Source organism: Bifidobacterium sp. SO4, assembly GCF_018555355.1.
Classification (GTDB): domain Bacteria; phylum Actinomycetota; class Actinomycetes; order Actinomycetales; family Bifidobacteriaceae; genus Bifidobacterium; species Bifidobacterium miconisargentati.
Genome location: NZ_JAFEJP010000012.1, coordinates 1 through 21,417, shown reverse-complemented (window position 1 = coordinate 21,417; position 21,417 = coordinate 1). Strand labels below are relative to the sequence as shown.

The window sequence follows — 21,417 nt, the reverse complement described above, 5'->3', positions numbered from 1 at the left end:
TCACGTTCCATCGGTCGAGACTTCCGTCTCCTCTCAGCCGCCCTACGGCAGCTCCCGTGTCAACTCCCCGACTATAAGGCAAGCCGCCGTCAAAGGCAATAGCGACTTTGGCGGCGGCTTGATATTCGGAACACCAGGGATGGGCGGACGCCCTGCGTTTCTCTGATATTCACATATCCTCTACCTACTTGCCCAGCTTGTCGAGCAGCAGGGCCTCGGTGATGACGTTGTCCTTCAGACCGGGCAGCGAGATGGATTCGTTGGGGCTGTGCGCATTGGCCTTCGGATCCTCCGGGCCGGTGACGAGCACCTGGGCGCCCGGGAAGAGGCGCTGCAGTTCGGGGATGAACGGGATGGAGCCGCCCTGGCCCTGGTTGATCGGGGCCACGCCGAACGCCTCCTCCATGGCCTCCAGCGCATCCTTGGTGGCCTCCGCGTTCGGGTCCATGGCCCAGCCCATGCCGTTCTCGCCGGCCTCGACCTCCACTTCGGCGCCGAACGGCGCGGAGCGCCTCAGATACTCCATCAGCGCGGCCTGCGCCTCCTCGGGGCGCTGGCTCGGCGCGGTACGCAGGGACAGGCGGAATCGCGTCTCCGGGCTGATCACGTTGAACGAGCCCTCGACCGGCTGGGCGTCGAAGCCAATCACCGCGAGCGCGGGCTTGGTCCACAGGCGGGAGGCCAGCGAACCGGTGCCGGCGAGCACGTAGGAGTCGACCACGCCCGCGTCGGCACGCACGCCGTCCTCGTCCACGTCCTGCTGCAGGCCGCCCACCGGCTCCTCGGAGGCGATGCCCGGCACGGCCAGTTCGCCGTTGTCGTCGTACAGGGAGGAGATGAGCATCGCGGCGAGCGTGTTGGAATCCAGGATCGGGCCGCCGTACTGGCCGGAATGCACCGGGTGCTTCAGGCCGCGCACGGTGACGTCCACGGTGGTGTTGCCCCTGAGTGAGGTGGTCAGGGAGGGGATGTCCGCCGCCCAGTTGCCCGAATCGGCCACGATGATCACGTCCGCGGCGAACTCGTCCCTGTGGGCGGAGATGAACGGGATGAAGCTCGGCGAGCCCATCTCCTCCTCGCCTTCGATGAACACCTTGATGTTCACCTTGAGATCGTCGCCCAGGGCCTTCAACGCACCGGAGTGGATGGCGATGCCGCCGCCATCGTCCGCCGAACCGCGACCGTAGAGGCGGCCGTCGATCTCGGTGGCGACGAACGGGTCGGTGTCCCAGGCGGAGGCGTCCGGCACGGGCTGCACGTCATGGTGCGCGTACAGCAGCACGGTCGGGTCGTTCGGATCCACGATGCGCGAGCCGATGACCTCCCAGGCACCCGGGGTGCCGTCCTCGTTCGCGGCCTGAACCACCTTGGCGTCCACGCCCACCAGCCTGAGCTCCTCGGCCACGAATTCGGCCGAACGCTTCATGTGCTCGGCGGTGATGCCCTTGGCGGAGACCGACTGCAGCGCGATCTTGCGCGAAAGCAGCTCCACGATGCGGTTCCAGTCGGATTCCACGCGCGAACGGATCAGCTCGGTGTCCAGCGTGCCGGCGTTGGGTGCGGCCATATGCCCTCCTCCTTATATATAACGGCGTCATTGCAGCGGTTGCAGTCCGCAAACACCGCTTGAACAGTGTCTGAACGTCACCGTAACCTCAAAGCATGACATGGAATCCGTTCAAGAAGAAGGAAGAGGCCCAGGCTCCCGTTGAGCAGAGCGCCAAGGCCGTCAAGAAGACCGACCCCAACGGACCGAAGGGCCGCCCGACTCCGAAGATGAAGCAGGCCCAGGCCGCCGGCATCCGACCGCTGGTCCCCGCCGACCGCAAGGCCAGCGCCAAGGCCGCCAAGGCCCGTATGCGCGAGCGTGAGAACGCCGAGTACGAGGCCATGCAGAAGGGCGATCTCAACCACATGCCCAAGTCCGAGCGTCTGCCGTGGCGTATCTACATCCGCGATTACGTGGATGCCCGCTTCAACATCGGCGAATGGTTCATCCCGGTGGCCTTCGCTATTCTGATCGTTTCGATGGTGGTCACGTCCGTGTACGCGAACGCATGGTCCTCCATCATCATGATGGTGCTCATGTATGGCTACCTGATCGCCGTGATCATCGATGTGTGGCTGATGTGGCGCAAGCTCAAGGCCAAGCTCATCGCCAAGTACGGCGAGGCCTCCGTGGCCAAGGGCTCCCGCTCGTTCTCCTACGCCTGGAGCCGTGCGATCCAGATGCGCCGCTGGCGTCTGCCCAAGCCGCGTTACGACAAGCGCGGTCACTGGCCGGAGGACTAGTTCTTTTCACCGGGTTGGCGGGTGTCGGCTGCCGGCATAACGTGTTGTGGCTCCCTATGATGGGAGCCACAACTGTTTTTTGAGCGGAAAACGAATGCCGGCACTTCGATTCAGGGAGGATTCATGAGCGGACAGAGCGAACAGTTTGACGTGGCGATCATCGGAGCCGGCCCCGGCGGCTATTCCACGGCCCTGCGTGCCGCCGAACTCGGCATGAAGGTCGCTTTGATCGAACGCGACGCCACCGTGGGCGGCACGTGCCTCAACCGCGGTTGCATCCCCTCCAAGGCGCTCATCACCGCCACCCACACCATCGACACCGTGCACCGTGCGGCCGAACTCGGCGTCAACGCCTCCGTGGAGGGCATCGACTTCGGCACCCTGCGCGACTACCGCCTGCGCATGGTGGACACCATGGTCCGCGGGCTCGCCGGACTCCTCGCCCACCGCGGCATCACCGTGCTGCGCGCCGCCGCATCCTTCAACGCCGACCAGACGGACGCGGACGGCCGGCACATCGTCCATCTGCTCCCCTCCCCCGGCCAAAGCGAGATCCAGGCGTTCCACAAGGCGGACGTTCCCGAGCCGGCCGGTGCCGCGCTGGACGTCATCGCGCCGAACGTGGTGCTCGCCACCGGAGCCGCACCCCGACCGTTGCCCGGCAACCCGTTCGCCGGTGCGCTCATCGATTCCACGCAGGCCCTCGAACTGAACGAGTTCCCCTCCTCGGCCGTCATCATCGGCGCCGGTGCCATCGCCCTGGAATTCGCCTCGATGTGGAACGCGGCCGGTTCGAACGTGACCCTGCTCATCCGCAAGGACCGCGTGCTGTCCGCCTGGGACCGTCGCTCCGGCATGACCCTGACCCGCGAACTCAAGCGCCACGGCGTCAACGCCATCACCCGCACCGCCGTGACCCATGTGGACGTGGGCGCGAACCTCGGCGCCACCGTGCACTACACCCGCGAGGGACAGGACGGCGAGCAGAGCGTCTGGGGCGAGATCGCGCTGGCCGCCATCGGCCGAACCCCGCTCACCGACCCGGCGTGGGCCGTGGACCTCATGGACGGCGGCTACGTGGTCACCGATGCGTACGGCCGCGCCAGCAAGCCCGGAGTCTGGGCCGTGGGCGACGTGACCGCGGGCCATGCGCTGGCTCATCGCGCCTTCGAGCAGGGCATCGTCATCGCGGAGACCTTGGCCGGACTGCACGTCAAGCCGGTGGACGAGGACACCGTGCCGCAGATCGTCTTCTCCTCGCCCGAGGCGGCCTCGGTGGGCCTGACCATCGAACAGGCGCAGTCGCGCGAGGACCTGGTGGAGGTCAAGGAGACCGTCTACCCGATGATGGCCAACGCACGCATGCTCATGCGCGGCACGGCCGGATCGCTGACCATCGTCTCCGGCTGCGACGCCGCCGATCCGGACACCCCGCGCGTGCTCGGCGTGCACATGATCTCCCCCATCGCCTCGGACATCATCGCCGAGGCCGAACAGCTGGTGGGCAACCGGGTACCGCTCTCGGACGCTGCCCGGCTCATCCACCCCCATCCCACGTTCAGCGAGACGCTCGGCGAGGCGCTGCTCAAGGCGGACGGCCGGCCGCTGCACACGCGCTGAGGCGCGTAGCGTGCGCGGCGCAACCGGAAAGACGCGGACCAGCCGAGGATGCGCGGACCAGCGCACCTGATACAGTTGATGCTCAGTGTGTTTCGTTCCAGCAAAGGAAGAAGTGATGGCGGAAAAGGACGCTAAGCCCAAGAAGCAGAGCACGATCAAGCAGATCATCCAGATCTACAAGTACACGGCCAAGGAAGACAAGTCCCTGCCGTGGCTTGAGGCCGGTTCGTTCCTGCTGCCCGTGGTGGTGGCCGTGATCATCGGCCTGATCTTCAAGTGGACCTGGCTGACCTGGATCTTCCTGATGATCACCGCCGTGATGCTCGGCATGCTGCTGGCCACCATGATGCTCACCCGCCGTGCCGACGCCGTGGGATACAAGCAGATCGACGGCAAGCCCGGTGCCGCCATCGGCGTGCTCAGCAACATGAACAAGGCCGGCTTCAACTTCCCGCAGGAACCGGTGTGGATCGACCCGCGCACCAAGGATGCCATCTGGCGAGGCACCTCCCTGAACGGCATCTACCTGATCGGCGAGGGCGAGTACAGCCGCGTGATGAAGGCCATGGACCGTCAGGAGCGCGAGATCAAGGGCGTCACCGCCGGTTCCGCCATCCCGGTCTACCGCATCTGCGTGGGCCACGGTTCCAAGCAGGTTGCCCTCAAGGACGTGCGCAAGGCCGTGACCAAGGCCAAGAGCTACGAGCCGACCAACCACAAGAACGCGCTGGTCGCCAAGATCCACCCGCGCCGCCGCTTCCTGCTGACCAAGGCCGAGGTGGAGACCCTCAACGATCGTCTGCGCACGCTGCAGGCCAAGTCCGGCTACGGCATCCCCAAGGGCATCGATCCGAACCACCGTCAGAAGATCTCCCGTCGCGCGATGCGCGGTCGCTGAGTCTGACCGGTTGACGATCGCCGACGATGCACCGGCGACGTAACGATTTTCCCGGTAAGGGCCCGGAATCTCACGCGAGGTTCCGGGCCCTTACCGTATTCGGCCCGCCTTGACCCCACCGCTGAGGGAAGCCCGCCGGAGTCACCCAATCACCGTGAGGCACACACACCTGAAACACCAGCTGTCCACTTTACGGACGTGCCAAACGGCTCCCGTATTACGACGCCATATTGCGTTTCCCCGGAATACCGGGGTTCCGCGAACCCAGTCAACCGCGCCGAAACATTCTCGTAACCCAAGTTACGACCTTGCGAAACGCGCGATTTTACGATAGAGACCGTTACATTCCATATGAAAGGAGCGGTCCCGTGACCGAACTCAAGACCAAGGAAGACGCCGAGGCCCTTATCAACAAGGAAGGCATCGAGTATGTCTCCGTTCGTTTCACCGATCTGATCGGCGTTCAGCAGCACTTCACTGTGCCGGCTAGCGAGTTCCTGAAGGACGCCTTCACCGACGGCATGCCGTTCGATGGCTCCTCCGTTCAGGGCTTCCAGGCCATCAACGAGTCCGACATGAAGCTGGTGCCGGATGTGGCCACCGCCTTCGTGGATCCGTTCCGCAAGCACAAGACCCTCGACGTGGCCTTCTCCATCGTCGACCCGCTGACCGACGAGCCGTACTCCCGCGATCCTCGTCAGGTCGCCGGCAAGGCCGAGGCCTACCTGAAGTCCACCGGCATCGCCGACACCGCCTCCTTCGCCCCTGAGGCCGAGTTCTTCATCTTCGACAAGGTGCGTTTCGAGAACGGCATGAACCGCTCCTTCTACGAGGTGGACTCCATCGAGGCCCCGTGGAACTCCGGCGTTGACGTTGAGGAAGACGGCACCCCGAACATCGGCTTCAAGAACCGCGTCAAGAAGGGCTACTTCCCGGTTCCGCCGATCGACCACACCCAGGACCTGCGCGACGACATGGTCGCCAACCTGCAGAAGGTCGGCCTGATCCTCGAGCGTTCCCACCACGAGGTGGCCGGCGCTGGTCAGCAGGAGATCAACTACCGCTTCAACACCCTGCAGCACGCTGGCGATGACCTGATGAAGTACAAGTACGTCGTCCACGAGACCGCTGCCCTGGCCGGCAAGTCCGCCACCTTCATGCCGAAGCCGATCGCCGGCGACAACGGCACCGGCATGCACTGCCACCAGTCCCTGTGGAAGGACGGCAAGCCGCTGTTCTACGATGAGAAGGGTTACGCCGGCCTGTCCGACATCGCCCGTTGGTACATCGGCGGTCTGATCAAGCACTCCTCCTCCGTGCTGGCCTTCACCAACCCGTCCCTGAACTCCTACCACCGTCTGGTCCCGGGTTTTGAGGCTCCGGTCAACCTGGTGTACTCCGCCCGCAACCGTTCCGCCGCCATCCGTATCCCGCTGGCCGGCACCTCCCCGGCTGCCAAGCGCATCGAGTTCCGCGCTCCGGATCCGTCCTGCAACCCGTTCCTGGCCTTCTCCGCCCAGCTGATGGCTGGCCTGGACGGCATCCTGAACCACATCGAGCCCCCGGAGCCGGTCGACAAGGACCTCTACGAGCTGCCGCCGGAAGAGCACGCTGGCATCAAGCAGGTCCCGAGCTCCCTGGCCGAGGCCATGGACGCCCTGGAAGAGGATCATGACTTCCTCACCGCCGGCGACGTGTTCACCGATGACCTCATCGAGACCTGGATTGGCCTCAAGCGCGACGAGATCGATCAGGCTCGCCTGACCCCGACCCCGCTCGAGTACGAGCTGTACTACCACATCTGATAGGTAGCTCGGGAAAACGTTGGAATTCCGGCGTTTTCTGACCTAGGGGTAGCAGAAAGGGTGCCAACCGCATTGCCGGTTGGCACCCTTTCTGCGTTTTCGGCATGGACTTGCAAATGTGCCCGCGCATGCCATGCCATCAATGGACCAATCATCCATCCCTAGTCGACTTGGTCGATTGTTTGGTGCTAGTAGGGAGTTTCTCCTATCCTCAAACAATCGCAAATCGCAATCTCAGCGATTGTTTCGTGATAGAAAAAGCTTCCTCCTAGCATCAAACGTTCGCTAAGAAGGATATTGATGATTGTTTCGTGATAGGAAATGGCCTCTTCTATCACGAAGCAATCACTACCGCAGCTCTCCGGCCCGCAGGATATCGGCGTGGCTCCAAACCACATGGGCGATGCGGTCCAATTCGGCGGGGCGACCAATCTCCAGCCACGACTGGCGGTACCGCTCGAACCAGAGTTCCAGCTGCGTGGCAAGCCGGTACCGCTGCTCAGTCGGTGAATCGGTGCCATCTACCGATTGCGACTCTGCCGATGCATTCCCGGCACTGTCTGGAGCGCCAGCATCAGGGCCGACCCCGGTATCCAGCTCCGCCATCGCCAGCAGTTCCACACCCAAGTCGTTGAGCAGACGCTGTCCCTTGGTCATGATCCGGACCAGCTCGTAAGTCCGATTGGTGTTAGTCAGGCCATCATCCCGATGCTCCCCCGCACGTCCGAAGCCATCCGATTCGCCATATCGCGGATGATTCTGAACCCTATCCGCTTCGGCTGATTCGGCGGAGTCGCCAATCAACGCCGCGCGGATGGCATACTTACCATCGTTCAGCACGCGATTGCAGGCATCGCGCTGCATAATCATGTCCCGGTTCGCCATCAGCAGACGGCGACGGGCATCAACGTACCCCTGCGCACGATCGAAGGCGAGCACTCCCTTGTCATACATGCGCTCCACGCGCGCGGCCACCTGGGTATTCAGCGAACCGTCGCCGGCATCCAGTTCCAGTGTCTGCACCACCAGATCCCAGGTGAATGACGTGCCAGAACCGGCAAGCGTAGCCAGTTCACCCATCACCCGCCCGGACGCATCGCCGTACACCAGTCGGGAGATACGCGCATTCATCGCCGCAAAGTCGTCCGCAACCCCGTTATCAGACGAATCGCAGCCGCAATCCGCCCCGGCACCGCACTCCCCCGGATTCCACGACTGCTGCGCGCCGTAGCACAGGCCCGGCAGGCTCAGTCGCGGATCGTTGACGTTCCCGTAGTCGCCCCAGTCGGTGACGAGCATGCCCTCTGCACCGTACTTGCGCCCGGCCTCGGCCATGCGCGTGATGTTCGTCCACGCGCCCGCGAAATCCGGGAACAACCGGTTCCAGGTGCGCACGGCAGGGCAGACGAACTGACGACGTCCCTGTTCCGCGATGGCCCGCACCTTGCCTTCGTCGATTTCGGGCTCATACATCCAGTTGAGCATGATGATGTCGTGCGGCAGCAGTGCCATGGTTTCCGGCGATTCGAGAGCGATGTCCGCCCAGAGCATCGGCGTGCTGCCGTGCTCGGCCAGGGTGCGGCACAGGCCGGCGACGAATCCGGCGTACAGTTCGCTGCGGCTCGCGTTCGGCGCGTCCTTCGCCGACTGCCCGCGGCCGAGGTCGAAGGTCTCGTCGCCGCCGATGTTGAAAAAGCGGGAGCGGAACAACGGGGCGTACTGGCCGATGAGTCCCTGCGCGAACCGCAATGCACGCGAATCGGCGGCGTTGAGCGTGTGATGCTCCTGTCGCTCCACGAAGCTGAACGGCCGGCCTGCCTGCTCGGGGAATTCACCGAGCTCGCGGTAGGAGCGGGTGCGCAGATTCATGTACATGTGGCCGAAAGTGGCGAGCGAAGGCACGAGTTCGATGCCGCGAGCCGCGCAGTAGCGGTCCAATTGCTTGATGTCCTCCGCGGTCAACGGGTCGGTGCCGCGCCATGATTCGCTCAGACCTTCGAACGCGAAGGTGTGCTCCACGTAGAGCTGGAATTGATTGTACTTGTAGAAGGCCAACTGGTCTGCGAACCATTGCAGGAAGCTCAAGGTGGGCACGCGACCGCGCGTCACGTCGAGACTGTAGGCACGGGTGGCGAACGCCGGTTTGTCTTGGATATGCAGGCATGGCAACGTATGCGGGGACTGCCGTACGATCTGGCGGAGCGTCTGGATGCCGTAGCGCAGGCCGGCCTCGCCTCCTGCGGCGATGGTGATGCGGGCCGACGCCGGTTCCGTGGAATCGTTGTCTTCCCTGTTGCTTCCAGATCCCGGCCCACCGTCATGGTCCGTACCGGTACCGCGGATGTCAATCGTGTACTCGTCGGCGGCAAGTCGACGGTCGGCGGTCAGAGCGATGTCATCGGATGAGTGCACTGCCGGACAGTCACGATTAAGCTGCAACTCGTCGGCGAGCTGGCTGATTGACACGTCCAGTACCCAGTCCGCCGGACATTGCCTCGTGATGTCCGGCTGCGGGCCGAGCCGGACTTCACCGTCCAGATATCGCATCGACGACGGACATGGGATGAGATCGAGACGCCTCGTTGCGTTCACGTTTGATTCCTCCAGTTTGTATCGGGACCTGTTGGTTCGCTTTCGGCTCCTCTTGTCAGTGGAGCTGAAAGCAAAGCCGATTGAGGGGTAGTCCATCAGGACTTAATGTCAAGCTTGGTTTGTCGAAGCCATCCACTGCGTTGAGGGTAGCAGCCCCGCCAACGATGGCGCCTCCAGGCCAGAACTGCATGCCATTTCAAACCCGCCTTCAGAACAGCGGCTCCATGCCTTCGCCGGGTTGGGGTTTGGGCCGGCCCACATGGCGCGCGTACACAAGCCAGCGGCCGTCATGGTTCTCCATACGCGCCTCGAATTTGCCGCTTTCGAAGCCGCGTCGCTCGCCGTTGCGAATCTTCAATACAGCCTTGTTCGCCGCAGTGCGGTTGACGGACTCCCCCACTTCGTACCAGCCGGGATGTGATTTAAGCCATGCCGCCAATGCCGGACCGTTGCGTTTGACCTGCGGGCGCGAATCCTCCAGCTCCGCGTCGAGCCCCTTCCGGCGGCACTGCTGAAGGAAATGCGCCGCATCCAGCGGGTCATCGAACTGGACCCTGATCGTCGTCTTTCCCATAAATATTCATTGTATCGAGTGGACCCGCTGCAATCGGGATGCGACTCATCGGGAAACCCTCGTCCGGGCGACAAATCGTCCGGACAACAAATCTGGGACGGACCGGCTAGGCCGCTCCCTGGGCGCGCCAGATGTCCGGCTCCACGTAGATCTCCCACTCGTACCAAGGCAGGGCACGACGGATGTTGGTCTCGATCTTGTCCACGGTCTGCACGTCATAATCGCGGTCGAGCTTGGAAGTCTCCACCTTGAGGCACAGCAATACGGAGTCCTCGTCCATATGGATGGCCTGCATGTTGATGAGACGATCCACGCCGGCAGTGCCTTCCACCGCATGAACCACGAGTTCGCGCGTGCTGCGGTCAAGGCTTTCGCCCACGAGCAGCGAACCAGACTTGAACGCTAACGCGGCCGAACCGCACACCAGCACAAGGCCGACGAACATGCCGCCGATGGCGTCGTACAGCTCGTCGCCGGTGACGATGGACAACCCGATGCCGAGCCCTGCGAACGCCAGACCGATAAGCGCCAGCGTGTCCTCCATCATCACGGAGGCGAGTTCGGCGGATTTGGTGCGCCGCCAGAAGCCGATCAGCGAATCGTCCTCGACCTGCACGCGCTTCATGCGGCCGCGCGCCTCATGGATGGACGTGTGCAGGCCATACCCCTCAAGGCATGCGGAGACGCCGACCACCACCAGCGCCGCGACGAGCTCCAGTGAGTTCGCCTGGCGGGAGGCCGAGCCGTCCAGCAGTCCGGCGAGTTTGCCCGCGGCCTGGGAGACGGCGAATACGCCGCCGACGAAGAACAGCAGCGTGGCCACGATGAAGCTGGCGAGGTACTTCACGCGGTGCAGGCCGAACGGATGGTCGCCGCGCGATTTATGGTCGGACGCCTTGTCGCCGACCATAAGCACGAGTTCGTTCGCGCAATCCGCCACCGAGTGCACGGATTCGGAGAACATGGATGACGAGCCGGTGAACGCGGCCGCGGCGAATTTGGCGCAGGCGACACCGACATTGGCAAGCAGCGCGGCCTTGACTGCCGCACCGGCATTCTTCTGATCAGACACGATTGAGTCCCTTCCTCGGGACGGCATTATAGGCGGTCCGCCGGCCTCGTGCCTGGTCCTGTTCATCGGTCATGCGGCGGTTGTCACGTCGGCATCACCGCAGGCATACGCCGGTCACGTGGCGGTGCCGAGTCATGCCGACACCGCCCAAACTCAATAGTCGCGTATGCCTGACTACGCCATGAGCTGTTCCGCCAGAGCGCGGAATGTGGCGCCGATGCCGTCGGTGCGCAGCGCGCCGTCCGCATCGAGCACGGCGGGACGCCCGGCCTCGCCGGTCTCGCGCACTTCGGGTACGAGCGGCAGCTGGGCCATGAGCGGCACATCGTAGCCCAATGCCTCGGTGAGCTGTTCGGAGACGCGCTGGCCGCCGCCCTCGCCGAAGATATGCAAACGTTCGCCCTTGTGCTCGTAATAGCTCATGTTCTCCACCACGCCGCGCACCTTCATCGGCACCTGCAATGCCACGAGGCCGGAACGCACGGCGATGTCCGAGGCGGAGGGCTGCGGGGTGGTGATCACCACGAGTTCGGCGTTCGGCAGTGCCTGGGCCACGGAGATGGCCATGTCGCCGGTGCCGGGTGCTAGGTCGAGCAGCAGCACGTCCGGCTGGCCCCACCACACGTCGGAGAGGAACTGTTCCAGAGAGCGCTGCAGGCGCGGACCGCGCCACAGGATCGCCCGATCCGCGCCGGCGAACATGCCGATGGAGATGAGTTTGACGCCCCATGCGGTCACCGGCATGAGCATGCCGTTGAGGTTCGTGGGCTGGGTGTGTACGCCGAACAGGCGCGGCAGGGAGAAGCCGTAGATGTCCGCGTCGATGGCGGCGGTGTCGTAGCCGAGCGCGGCGAACGTGGCCGCAAGGTTCGCGGTGACCGAGGACTTGCCCACGCCACCCTTGCCGGAGGCAATGGCGAAGATGCGGGTCTTGACGCCGGGCTTGTTGAACGGGTTCTGCTTGCGTTCGGCCTTGAGGTCGGCCACGAGGTCGTCGAGCTTGTCACGGCTCATCGAGCTGACCTCGATATGCGGGGTGAGCGTGGCATCCGGATAGGAGGCCACGGCACCGTTGATCTGGTTGGTGATGGTCTCCGAGAGCGGGCAGCCCTCGACCGTGAGCTCCACATGCACGGTGACGTCGTAGCCGTTGCCGTCCGTACCGGATGCCGGCACCGCGTCGATGGCGGCGATCATGCCCAGATCAGTCACGGACCGGCCGAGTTCGGGGTCGATGACGCGGCTCAGACGGTCGTAGATGGCGGCTTCGATCTCACGGGTATCAGTCATGCATCCTCCTTTATTGCCGCGTACCAGACTAGCGTGTGCCGAGCCGGCATGCCAGAGTCACCGACGAATCGGCCCGTGGCGGGAATCACACCGGCGGCCTGATTATTCCGTGGCGTCCTGATTGCCGTCGGCGGGCACGGCTTCCACCTCGCCGGTTTCCAGCAGTCGCGCGAACTGGGCCTCGTCGAGCATGGGGATGCCGAGCTCCTCGGCCTTGGCGGCCTTGCTTCCGGCGTTGGCGCCCACCACCACGTAGTCGGTCTTCTTGCTGACCGAGCCTGCGGCCTTGCCGCCGCGTTCGATGATGGCCTCCTTGGCGGAGTCGCGCGAATAGCCTTCGAGCGAACCGGTGACCACGACCGTCTTGCCGGCCAGGGTCTGCGGCAGGGTGCTTGTTTCGGCCTCGCTCACGCCCACGCCGGCGGCCTGCCAGGCGCGCAGCGTCTCGCCGCGCCAGTCGCCGGGTTCGCGGGCTGCGGTGAACCAGTTCACCACCGATTCGGCGATCTCCGGGCCCACGCCGTCGATCTGCGTCAGGTCCTCGACCGTGGCGGAGGCGATGGCGTCCAGCGAGCCGAGCGAGGAGGCGATGAGTCGTGCGGTGGGCGGGCCGAGCCGCCTGATGGACAGGGCCACGAGCACCCGCCACAGGTCGGCGTGACGCGCTTTGTCCATCTCATCGAACATCTTGCGCGTATTCTCACCCGGACGCACGATGATCGGCACGTCCGTGACGCCGTTGCGCGTGGACTTATGGTCGATGCGCACGATTTCGGCGTCCGCGGGGATGTCGTAGTCGGGATAGTCCGCGGCGGGCGATGTGCCGGCGACCGACGCACCAACAGCCGACTCCGCCCCGGCATTCGTCGCCGCGACCGTCCCAGCCGCCGCGCGTTCGGCCAGTTGCTTGGCCGTGAGCTTCCTCGCCGCGACCGGCAGCGTCCAGAACGCGGGCACCCGGTGCCACAGTCCGGATTCACCGATCTTCTTGCGGGTCTTCCGCTTGCGCCCGTCCGGCCCTTCGATCTCGCGCACCTCGATGATCGAAGCCTCGCGCCAGACGTACACGTTCTTGAGGTCGGCGATGTTCAGCGCGAACAGTCCGGCCTCGCTGGAGAGCACCGGCGTCTGTCGTGCGGGCAGTTCCAATCCCGGCACCGGCTCGTACGGTTCCGGCTCCTCGCCCGGCTTGACCAGAATCTCCGTGATGTCGGGCGCGTAGGTGGCCGTGGAATCGGGCCGGTTCTCCTCCGGATTGGTCAGCGCGATGGCGGACTGGTCTCCCAGATGCTCGATGTCGAAGGCCTTGCGGGATGCAAGCGAGATCACACGCTCGGTGAGCTGGGCCGGGCAGCTTTCCACGTTCAGGCAGCGGATGTCCTTGTCGCCCTCCTTGGCGGGGGCGAGTTTGGAGCCGCAGGAGGGGCAGTACTCGGGCATCACGAACTCGCGCAGCTGATCCTCGCGGCCCTTGCGGCGTTCCAGCACCGGGCCCACGAGCTCGGGGATCACGTCGCCGGCCTTGCGCACCACCACGGTGTCGCCGATGAGGATGCCCTTGCGCTTGACCTCGAAGGCGTTGTGGAGCGTGGTGCGGGCCACGGTGGAGCCGGCCACGTACACGGGCTTCAGGATGGCCACCGGGGTCACGCGGCCGGTGCGGCCCACCTGCACGATGATGTCCTTGAGCTCGGTGTTGACCTCCTCGGGCGGGTACTTGTACGCGATGGCCCAGCGCGGGGCGCGCGAGGTGGCGCCCAGCGTGCGCTGCAGGGTGAGGTCGTCCACCTTGACCACGATGCCGTCGAGGGCGTGCTCGATGTCGCCGCGGTGCTCGCCGTAGTAGTCGATCATGTCCAGGATCTCCTGGAAAGAGGTCACGGCGCGGTTGTGCGGGGAGACGGGCACGCCCCACTTGGTGTAGAGCTCGTAGGCCTCGGACTGGTCGGCCACCACATCGTGCGTGCCGTGCGGGTGGTCGGGACCCCACGTGAGCTGGCCCAGACCGTGGGCGTAGAAGCTCAGGCGGCGGGTGGCGGTGATGCGCGGGTCCTTCTGGCGCAGTGAGCCGGCGGCGGCGTTGCGCGGATTGGCGAAGGGCGCGCGGCCGGCGTCCTCCTGTTCGGCGTTGAGCGCGCGGAAGTCGTCCCAGCGCATGAACACCTCGCCGCGGATCTCCACGAAGTCCGGGATGTCCTCCTTGGGGCCGCCGAGGTTCGCGGGAATGGAGGCGATGGTGCGCACGTTCAGGGTGATGTCCTCGCCGGTGACGCCGTCGCCTCGGGTCAGGCCCTGTTCGAGCACGCCGTTGCGGTAGATGAGGTTCAGGGCCAGGCCGTCGATCTTGACCTCGCAGCTCATCGGCAGGGGCTTGCCCTCCGGCCAGTCGAGGTCGCGGATGACCGAGTCGTACCAGTCCTTGAGCTCTTCGATGGAAAAGACGTCGTCGAGGCTCATCATGCGGCTGGGGTGACGCACGGAAGTGAAGTCGTTGGAGAAGGTGCCGCCCACGCGGTGGGTGGGGCTCTGCGGGTTGTCCAGCGAGGGGAAGGCGGCTTCGAGCTTTTCGAGGCAGCGCATGCGGGCGTCGTAGGCGGCGTCCGAGCTGACGGGCGAGTCGTCGATGTAGTAGGCGATTTGGTCGGCCTCCACCCAGGCGGCCACCTTGGCCCACAGGCGTGCGGCGTTCTCGGAGTCGAGGCCGTTCACGTCGAGTCGGTCGAGACGGATGGCGTCGTCGTCGGTGGGCGTCAGGGCGGCGATCCATTGCGCCGAGCCGGGCGCGAAGCGGGTCGCGCCCTCGTCCGGGCGGAGCTCCACCTCGTCGCCGTCGTCAAAATCCCATGCCAGCTGTTCAGTGCTCATAGTCGCCTATCCTAGCCGACCGGCTGCTCCCGATCTTTTGCAGCGGAACATCACAATCTATCGAGACGGAGGCGGCGGCGTGGAGGATGCGTTGCCAGACCGTAGGCTTGGCCGCTAAGCCGTAAAACGGGAAATCCAGTGAATTTCCCGTAGGCGCAGTGAGCGGCTATGCCGCGAAGGCCGACTACAGTCGGCACCTTGAGTGTGTCGGGCAATGCATCTCCACGCCGCCGGCGGTCAACCTTTATGCGGACAGGGAGCGCAGGAACTGTGCCTGGATGACGTCGATGCTGTCGCCTTCGCCGTCGTTCATGCGCGCCACGGCCACCGAAAGCGTGCGGGCGGGCACGAACATGCCTTCGTCCACGCACACGCGGGCCGCGTCCCGCATGATGCCGGCCACTTCGATGTGCGGCCAGACCGGCAAGTCGTGGATGGCGAGCACGTGCGCCGCGGCCTCCACGTTTTCCGGCACGGCGATGCACTGCGAATCCGCGCGCGCCACGAGCTCCTGCAGCTCGCCTTCAAGCGAGCCGATGGCTCCGGGGGCGATGTGGTCGCTCATGATGTAGGCCGCGGCGGCCGTGTCGAACCGGTCGAGCATCCATTCCGCGTAGGCGAAGCGGTAGTAGGCGAAGGCGGCGTCGTCCCGGTCCAGGGCCACGCGCAGCGCGTTGAGGCAGGCCGCACGCGCCGAATCCCAGTCCTCGCTGCGGGCCAGTTGGATGGCGAGCTTCAGGTGCGAGAGCGGGTAGGCGGGAGCGTAGGCCACCATGCGGTTCAAATGCGGGATCGCGGCCTTCGCGCCCTTGATCTGGCTCAGCACGTCCGCCAGTTCCATGTGCGCGTAGAAGAGATTGTCCGGGATGAGCACGGTGCGTTCATCCGGCGTGGCGAACAGGCGGTTGTACACCACGCGCTCCGCGTACGAGTTGAAGTAGCGCGGCACGCCGGGGCCGGCGGCATAGATCTGGTCCAGATGGGACACGGCCGCCTCAGCCGCCTCGATGGCCTGCTCGGCCTGGCCGGAGAACAGCAGGTCACGGGCGCGCAGACGCTCCTTGTCCAGATCGTTGGCGAGCGTGAACGTGAAATCGGGCGTGTCCTTGCCGTCGATCAGCGCGCTGGTCACTTCGGAGGCCAGCGCGGTCAGCTCGGGATCGCAGATGGAGTCGATGATGCGCATGGCCTGTTGCGCCTTGCCCACGGAATCGAGCGAGGCGTCCTGCGCGAGCGCGTGGAACTCGTTGACCCCGTGCTGGAGCAGGTCCACACGCTGGATGGCCAGTCCCGCGCTGTCCCTGGCGCCCAGCACACGTGCGGTGGCGGGGCTGAAGCCGCGGTCGGCGAGTTCGGGTTCCTCCTGCGATCCGGTGGGCGAGAAGCGGCTGTCGGACAGGTCGAAGTCGGCCGCGACGGGCTTGAGACCGCCTTCGCCGTCCACGTCCATCACGGCGCCGAACATGCGGTAGGTGTCCTCGGGGTTGTCGAGGCCGTCCGTGTCGAGACGCTTGAGGAAGGCGTCGCGGCTGAAGGTCACGGTGACCATGTTGCGCACGGTGGGGTTGCGGCGCAGCACGCTCATCGGGTCGTCGCCCGCATCGTCCGCGGGGATGGCATCGTCACGTTGGCCGGCATCGGCATCGCGCTCATCGCCGGCATTGGAGCCGTCCGTCTGCCCGTCGCCGGATTCGCCGCCGATGCTGAAGGCCATCTCGTCGATGTCGACGCCGCGCATCAGGTCCTCGAACTGGGAGTCGATGGAGTCGCTGCCGTTCTCAGGACCGCCCGCGGAACCGGAGTCGGGGCCGCCGGCCTGCACAGCACCCGTATCCGGGGCCGACGTACGGTCCTCGCCGCCGGACGGCTGGCCGAAGGTCTCCTCGCGACTGATCGGGCGGGTCGGGTCGCCGTGGAAGTCGCCGTCCTTGGGGTCGGCCTTGGATCCGGCGCGGCCCATGTCGCCGCTGCGCAGGTGTTCGAACGCGCTCAGCGCCTCGCTCATCATCGCCTCGATGGCGGAGTCCTGTTCGGCGATGGCCTCCTCCAGGCCGATGGAGTCGATGTGCAGGGAGACCTGACGCACCGAACTACTGGCGCCGAAGCTCAGCGCTGCCATCATGAGGCCCACGCGCAGGTTGTAGGCGGCGCTCATCGAAGCGCGTTCGGCGCCGCTCAGCGTGCGCCAGGTGCGACGGGCCGTGTCGTAACGGCTGTCCGGCATCATGGACGTGCCGGCGGTGGTGAAGCCGATGGCCACTTCGCCGCTGTCGAGGCGGGAGCGGAACTCGACGTCGAAACGGTAGGGCAGGCGCAGTCGGCGCAGCAGCGAGGACATGGCCTGACGGTAGACCCACTCGTCCGATGCGGCTCCCGCACCGGGGCGAGTGGCACCGGCGCGGAACGTCTCGCCGGCCGGGGAGCCCGGCATACCGGCACCGGCAGCATTGACACCGGCACCCGCCCCCGCAGTCTCCCGCGGATCCGGGAAGTCGCCGCGGATCTGCTCGGCCGTGCGTTCGGCGACGCCCACCATGCTCAGCACGGCACGGCGTTCGTCCGCGCCGTCGTACGGGTCGAGCGCCATCAGGGCCGGGTTCTCGATGAGTTTCATGTCGATCTGCGCGGCCTCGGCACGGGTCACCGTGTCCTCCGTGGGGGTGCGGCCCAGCGAGGCGTTGCGTTCCAGCCATGCGCTCACGGCGGCGAACCGGTTGAGGTTGCCTTCGATCTTCAGGGACTTCAGCGCCTGGCCGAACGCCAGCGACTTGTCCCAGGTGAAGAAGTAGCCGTTCGAATACGTGGAGGTGTACAGGTGCAACGGTTCGGCGCCGTGGATGGGCTCCAGTCCGGGCGTCTGGTCCAGGGCGCCGGCCTCGCGCATGAGGTCCGCGAAATGGTCCTCCAGTCCGGAGGCTCGCATGCCGTGGGCGCGGGCGGCCAGGGTGTCGCGCACGCAGCGGCGGATCGCGCCGATCGGCGCCTCCCGGTTGAGTCGGCGGAAGATGTTGCCCGAGCCGAAGCCGATGAGCAGCCCGTTGATCTGAGGAATCATGTATGCGGCGAAGAACGCGATGGTGATGGCGTCCCGGTATTCCAGGTCGTGGCGCATGTCGTCGGGCAGGTTGGCGCGCATCTGCTCCAGCGTGTACCGGTTGCCGGCCTTGAGCCAGGAGGCGAGCCAGGTCATGCGGCCGGAGTCGTCACGGCCCACGATGCCGCCGAACACGGCCTTGACGCCCCCATCCTCGCCGTCCGGGCGGCCGAGGGGGCGGCCTTCGATGCGGTCCCTGGCGAAGTCCATCGCACGGCCGAAGACGGTCCGCGCCGTGCCGCCCACGCCCGAGGCGCCCCCGGCGCGGTCGAATCCGTCACGCTCGCCGTCACGCCATCCCAGACGTTCGCCGTCCGGGAAGACCACGTCCTTTTCCTTGCCGAACATGAAGCGCGGCTGCATCTCCTGCACGTCCATGTTCGGATCCGTGCCCACGAACACGCGCCCGTGCGTATCGGCGAACGCCACCTGGGCGAAGTGATCATGGTCGGGGAAGATGCCGAGCGAGAAGCCGCGCCCCTGCGTCTGCGGCAGTTGCGCCCAGCCCAGCACCAGTCCCTCCGGCACGTTCTCGAGGTCGGGGAAGGTGCGTCGCTTGGTCACCGGGCTCAACGGCACGGCATGGCGGGTGAGCTCGTCGATCACGCCGCCCTTGCGCTCGCTGGCCTCCTGCAGGGCGTCGCCGAACGGGTTGGCGTTGGTGACGGAAGGCCTGGCCAGACCGAGGTCCGCGGCGAGCGCGTTCATCGAATCCTTGAGTCCGCCCAGCAGCGAAATACGGCGATGGTCATGACGGCGGGGGTTCGATGGTGGTTTTGGCATGGTTCACATTGTCTCTTGTTTGCACGACATCATGCCGTTATCATGCCGATAGAATAATGGGGTGCTTTCCGAACATCTCCGACGCAAGTCCCGTCGTATCCTGGCCGCGCTGATCGCAGCGGCGCTCGCCATCGCAGCGATGGAGTGCATCGTCTTCAACCTGCCGTTCTGGCGGACGTTGGGTGCCAGCACGGACACCAACGCGGTGCACAACACGTTGGGTGCGGGCCTCAAGCGCACGGACGACGGCATGCTGACCGTCACCGACCCGACCGCCGCGTATCTGGAACTGACCGCGGACGGCACCTCGCCGTACCTGCGCATCGATACGTCGTCCGGTGAGACGATCGAGAAGGCCCACGAGCAGGCCGAGGCGGAATCCAAGGCGAACGGGGACAAACAGGTCGCCAAGCCGCTGGCCTCCATCATCGTGCGCGTGGACGTGACCAGCACCGTCACGACCGAGGGAACCGTCGCGGACGGCACGGCATCGGATTCCAACGGCTCCACTGCCGCCGGCACCGGTTCGCAGGTCTCCCCCGCGACCACCACCGTCGTCACCACCGGCCGTGCGCAGTCGCTCACCCCCGGAATCGAGCGCAGCCATTACATCAAGGCCCCCGGCAAGGGCACCGTGCGCGTGTGGATCCAGGAGACGCGAGGCGCCGTCGTGCCGATTTCCGACGCCCGCGCCAACGTTCGCGTGCCGTTCGACGTCAGCGGCGTCCGCATCGCGGCGATGGCGCTGGTGCTGCTCCTGCTCGCCCTGTGGCGGCCGGGCTCGCGGCTCTGGCGCATCCCGTTCGATCCGGACAGTCCTCGCCAGCGGCTCGCCTTCGCCGGCATCATGGCCGTGCCCGTCGTGGCCATCGGTGCCTCGATCGCGTGGCAGCTCATGAATTCGATGCCGCTCGCCTTCCACATCGCCGGCGAATACACCTACGACTTCGACCAGTACGGCCATGTGGCGGAATCGCTCATCGCCGGGCGCACGTGGTTGGACCTGCCGGTGCCGGACCAGCTGGCCGCCACCGCCGACCCGTATGACGTGCCGACCCGTATGAAACTGCTGGCCGACGGCGTGAGCCCGATCTACTGGGATTACGTCTACTACCAAGGCCACTGGTATTCGTATTTCGGCGTGCTGCCGGCCGTGCTGCTGTTCGCGCCCTACCGCCTCATCACCGGGCATACGTTGCCCACGGCCGCCGCCGAGCAGTTCCTGGTGCTGCTGTTCATCATCTTCTTCTCGATGCTGGTGCTGCGCGTCATCCATCGCGTGATGCCGCGCACCTCGCTGGCCGCCGCCTCCCTGACCGTGGCCAGCGCCCTGCTCGGCTCGCAGGCGGGGTATCTCATCTACCGCACGAACTTCTATCAGGTGCCGTTCGCGGCATCGCTGGCGCTGACCTCGCTGGGACTGTGGTTCTGGGTGGGCGCGGACACCTCGCACCGGCCGGTGCTGTCCATCGACCGTTGGCAGGCGGGCGACGCGCGGCCGTTGTCCCTGCCCCGGCTCGCGCTTGGCGCGCTGTGCATCGCGGCGAATTTCGGATGCCGTCCCACCTTCACGCTCACGGCGTTGCTGGCCTTCCCGCTGTTCTGGCCGCAGATCCGCGCGCTGGCCGCCGATCTCGCGGGCCGTCGCGTGGCCTGGCGGCGGACGTTGCGCGCGCCCGTGGCGGTAATCGTGCCGGCCGTGGCCGTGGTGGCTCCGCTGATGATGTGGAACAAGGTCCGATTCGGCAGCCCGCTCAACTTCGGCAACGCCTACCAGTTCTCCGTTTCGGATATGACCCGGTACGTCACCCCGCTGCGCGATATGCCGGTGACCATCTGGTACTACCTGTGTCTGCCGCTGCGGTTCGTGCAGAGCTTCCCGTGGCTGGCCCTCTCCCCCGCGCCCATGCCGGTCTGGGGCTACTACGAGGTGATGGTGGGCGCGCTGTTCACCGCCACGCCGCTCATGACGTTGGCGCTCGTGCTGCCGTTCCTGCGCCGCCTTGAGATGCACGGCATGCGCCCGTGGCTCATGTCCTGCCTGATATTGGCCGGCGCGATCATCGTGTTCGACAGCTACATAGGCGGCTTGGGTTGGCGGTATTCCGCCGATTTCGGCTATCTGACCGCGCTCGCCTCGATTCCGGGGCTTCTGTGGCTGGTCAACGGGCGCGAGCCGAGCAAATCATTGGCCGGTGCGAACGACGCGGCTTCGGGCGACGGCATCGCGCATGTGACGCCATGGCGCTGGCTGATGCGTTGGACCGTCGTGCTGCTGGTGCTCTTCACGCTGGCCGTGGCCGTGCTGAGCTGCTTCGTACTGGCGAGGGACGACGCGCTCATCAGCAACAACCCCAACGTCTGGCATCAGGTCCAATCCTGGTTCACGTTGCTGTGACCTGGCCCTCCGACTCCATAGTGAGCCAGCCTCGAACGGAGAACGTGGGGTGTGACATTCTGGCTCCCCTCTCCGAGGGGAGCTGTCCGCGAAGCGGACTGAGGGGAGCACCCCGGATGACCCCTCCCTGCCAT

The 21,417-nt window shown here is 65.7% G+C and carries 12 protein-coding genes; 5 read left to right on the top strand and 7 right to left on the bottom strand.

From position 1 onward, the window contains the following. Nucleotides 1-184: 184 nt before the first annotated feature. Nucleotides 185-1,567: a dipeptidase gene (locus tag JS536_RS08385; RefSeq protein WP_214356563.1), complete on the bottom strand. Its 1,383-nt coding sequence runs from the start codon at nt 1,565-1,567 to the stop codon at nt 185-187. Nucleotides 1,568-1,662: 95 nt separating this feature from the next. Here JS536_RS08385 and JS536_RS08380 point away from each other — a divergent pair, with 95 nt between their 5' ends. From JS536_RS08380 to glnA, 4 genes are all read left to right on the top strand, one after another. Next, nucleotides 1,663-2,292: a DUF3043 domain-containing protein gene (locus JS536_RS08380; protein ID WP_109056874.1), complete on the top strand. Its 630-nt coding sequence runs from the start codon at nt 1,663-1,665 to the stop codon at nt 2,290-2,292. Nucleotides 2,293-2,415: 123 nt separating this feature from the next. Then, on the top strand, nt 2,416-3,912 hold the full coding sequence (locus JS536_RS08375) for an FAD-dependent oxidoreductase (protein WP_214356562.1): 1,497 nt from the start codon (nt 2,416-2,418) through the stop codon (nt 3,910-3,912). 115 nt (nt 3,913-4,027) lie between these two features. Beyond that, nucleotides 4,028-4,810: a DUF4191 domain-containing protein gene (locus JS536_RS08370; protein WP_214356561.1), complete on the top strand. Its 783-nt coding sequence runs from the start codon at nt 4,028-4,030 to the stop codon at nt 4,808-4,810. Between the two features lie 368 nt (nt 4,811-5,178). Further along, nucleotides 5,179-6,615 carry a type I glutamate--ammonia ligase gene (glnA, locus tag JS536_RS08365; protein ID WP_109056871.1) on the top strand — a complete coding sequence of 479 codons (1,437 nt, stop codon included), beginning with the start codon at nt 5,179-5,181 and terminating at the stop codon, nt 6,613-6,615. Nucleotides 6,616-6,963: 348 nt separating this feature from the next. Here the strand turns inward: glnA and JS536_RS08360 are convergent, their stop codons facing one another. The 6 genes from JS536_RS08360 to JS536_RS08335 all read right to left on the bottom strand — a co-directional run bounded on the left by JS536_RS08360 (nt 6,964) and on the right by JS536_RS08335 (nt 18,885). Beyond that, nucleotides 6,964-9,162, bottom strand: a complete 2,199-nt coding sequence (locus tag JS536_RS08360; RefSeq protein ID WP_240544333.1) for a family 20 glycosylhydrolase — start codon at nt 9,160-9,162, stop codon at nt 6,964-6,966. Nucleotides 9,163-9,415: 253 nt separating this feature from the next. Further along, nucleotides 9,416-9,781, bottom strand: a complete 366-nt coding sequence (locus JS536_RS08355; protein WP_109056869.1) for a hypothetical protein — start codon at nt 9,779-9,781, stop codon at nt 9,416-9,418. 106 nt (nt 9,782-9,887) lie between these two features. Continuing rightward, entirely contained in the window at nt 9,888-10,880 is a 993-nt protein-coding gene (locus JS536_RS08350) for a cation transporter (protein WP_240544332.1), read from the bottom strand. 147 nt (nt 10,881-11,027) lie between these two features. Beyond that, the gene (locus tag JS536_RS08345; RefSeq protein ID WP_214356558.1) at nt 11,028-12,143 is read right to left on the bottom strand and encodes a P-loop NTPase; all 1,116 of its coding nucleotides are present in this window, start codon (nt 12,141-12,143) and stop codon (nt 11,028-11,030) included. 102 nt (nt 12,144-12,245) lie between these two features. Next, complete coding sequence (gene ligA, locus JS536_RS08340) at nt 12,246-15,008, bottom strand: NAD-dependent DNA ligase LigA (RefSeq protein WP_214356557.1); 2,763 nt, start codon at nt 15,006-15,008, stop codon at nt 12,246-12,248. Between the two features lie 244 nt (nt 15,009-15,252). Then, nucleotides 15,253-18,885, bottom strand: coding sequence for a tetratricopeptide repeat protein (locus JS536_RS08335; protein ID WP_214356556.1), 3,633 nt, complete (start codon nt 18,883-18,885; stop codon nt 15,253-15,255). A gap of 139 nt (nt 18,886-19,024) precedes the next feature. On the opposite strand from JS536_RS08335, the gene JS536_RS08330 reads away from it, so the two are divergent. Continuing rightward, nucleotides 19,025-21,283 carry a hypothetical protein gene (locus tag JS536_RS08330; RefSeq protein WP_240544331.1) on the top strand — a complete coding sequence of 753 codons (2,259 nt, stop codon included), beginning with the start codon at nt 19,025-19,027 and terminating at the stop codon, nt 21,281-21,283. Nucleotides 21,284-21,417 lie beyond the last annotated feature (134 nt).

Coding starts and splice junctions, on each gene's coding strand:
- JS536_RS08330 (WP_240544331.1), top strand. CDS start 19,025: ATGGAGTGCATCGTCTTCAACCTGCCGTTCTGGCGGACGTTGGGTGCC.
- JS536_RS08345 (WP_214356558.1), bottom strand. CDS start 12,143: ATGACTGATACCCGTGAGATCGAAGCCGCCATCTACGACCGTCTGAGC.
- ligA (WP_214356557.1), bottom strand. CDS start 15,008: ATGAGCACTGAACAGCTGGCATGGGATTTTGACGACGGCGACGAGGTG.
- JS536_RS08355 (WP_109056869.1), bottom strand. CDS start 9,781: ATGGGAAAGACGACGATCAGGGTCCAGTTCGATGACCCGCTGGATGCG.
- JS536_RS08380 (WP_109056874.1), top strand. CDS start 1,663: ATGACATGGAATCCGTTCAAGAAGAAGGAAGAGGCCCAGGCTCCCGTT.
- JS536_RS08360 (WP_240544333.1), bottom strand. CDS start 9,162: ATGCGATATCTGGACGGTGAAGTCCGGCTCGGCCCGCAGCCGGACATC.
- JS536_RS08370 (WP_214356561.1), top strand. CDS start 4,028: ATGGCGGAAAAGGACGCTAAGCCCAAGAAGCAGAGCACGATCAAGCAG.
- JS536_RS08350 (WP_240544332.1), bottom strand. CDS start 10,880: ATGCCGTCCCGAGGAAGGGACTCAATCGTGTCTGATCAGAAGAATGCC.
- JS536_RS08375 (WP_214356562.1), top strand. CDS start 2,416: ATGAGCGGACAGAGCGAACAGTTTGACGTGGCGATCATCGGAGCCGGC.
- JS536_RS08335 (WP_214356556.1), bottom strand. CDS start 18,885: ATGCCAAAACCACCATCGAACCCCCGCCGTCATGACCATCGCCGTATT.
- JS536_RS08385 (WP_214356563.1), bottom strand. CDS start 1,567: ATGGCCGCACCCAACGCCGGCACGCTGGACACCGAGCTGATCCGTTCG.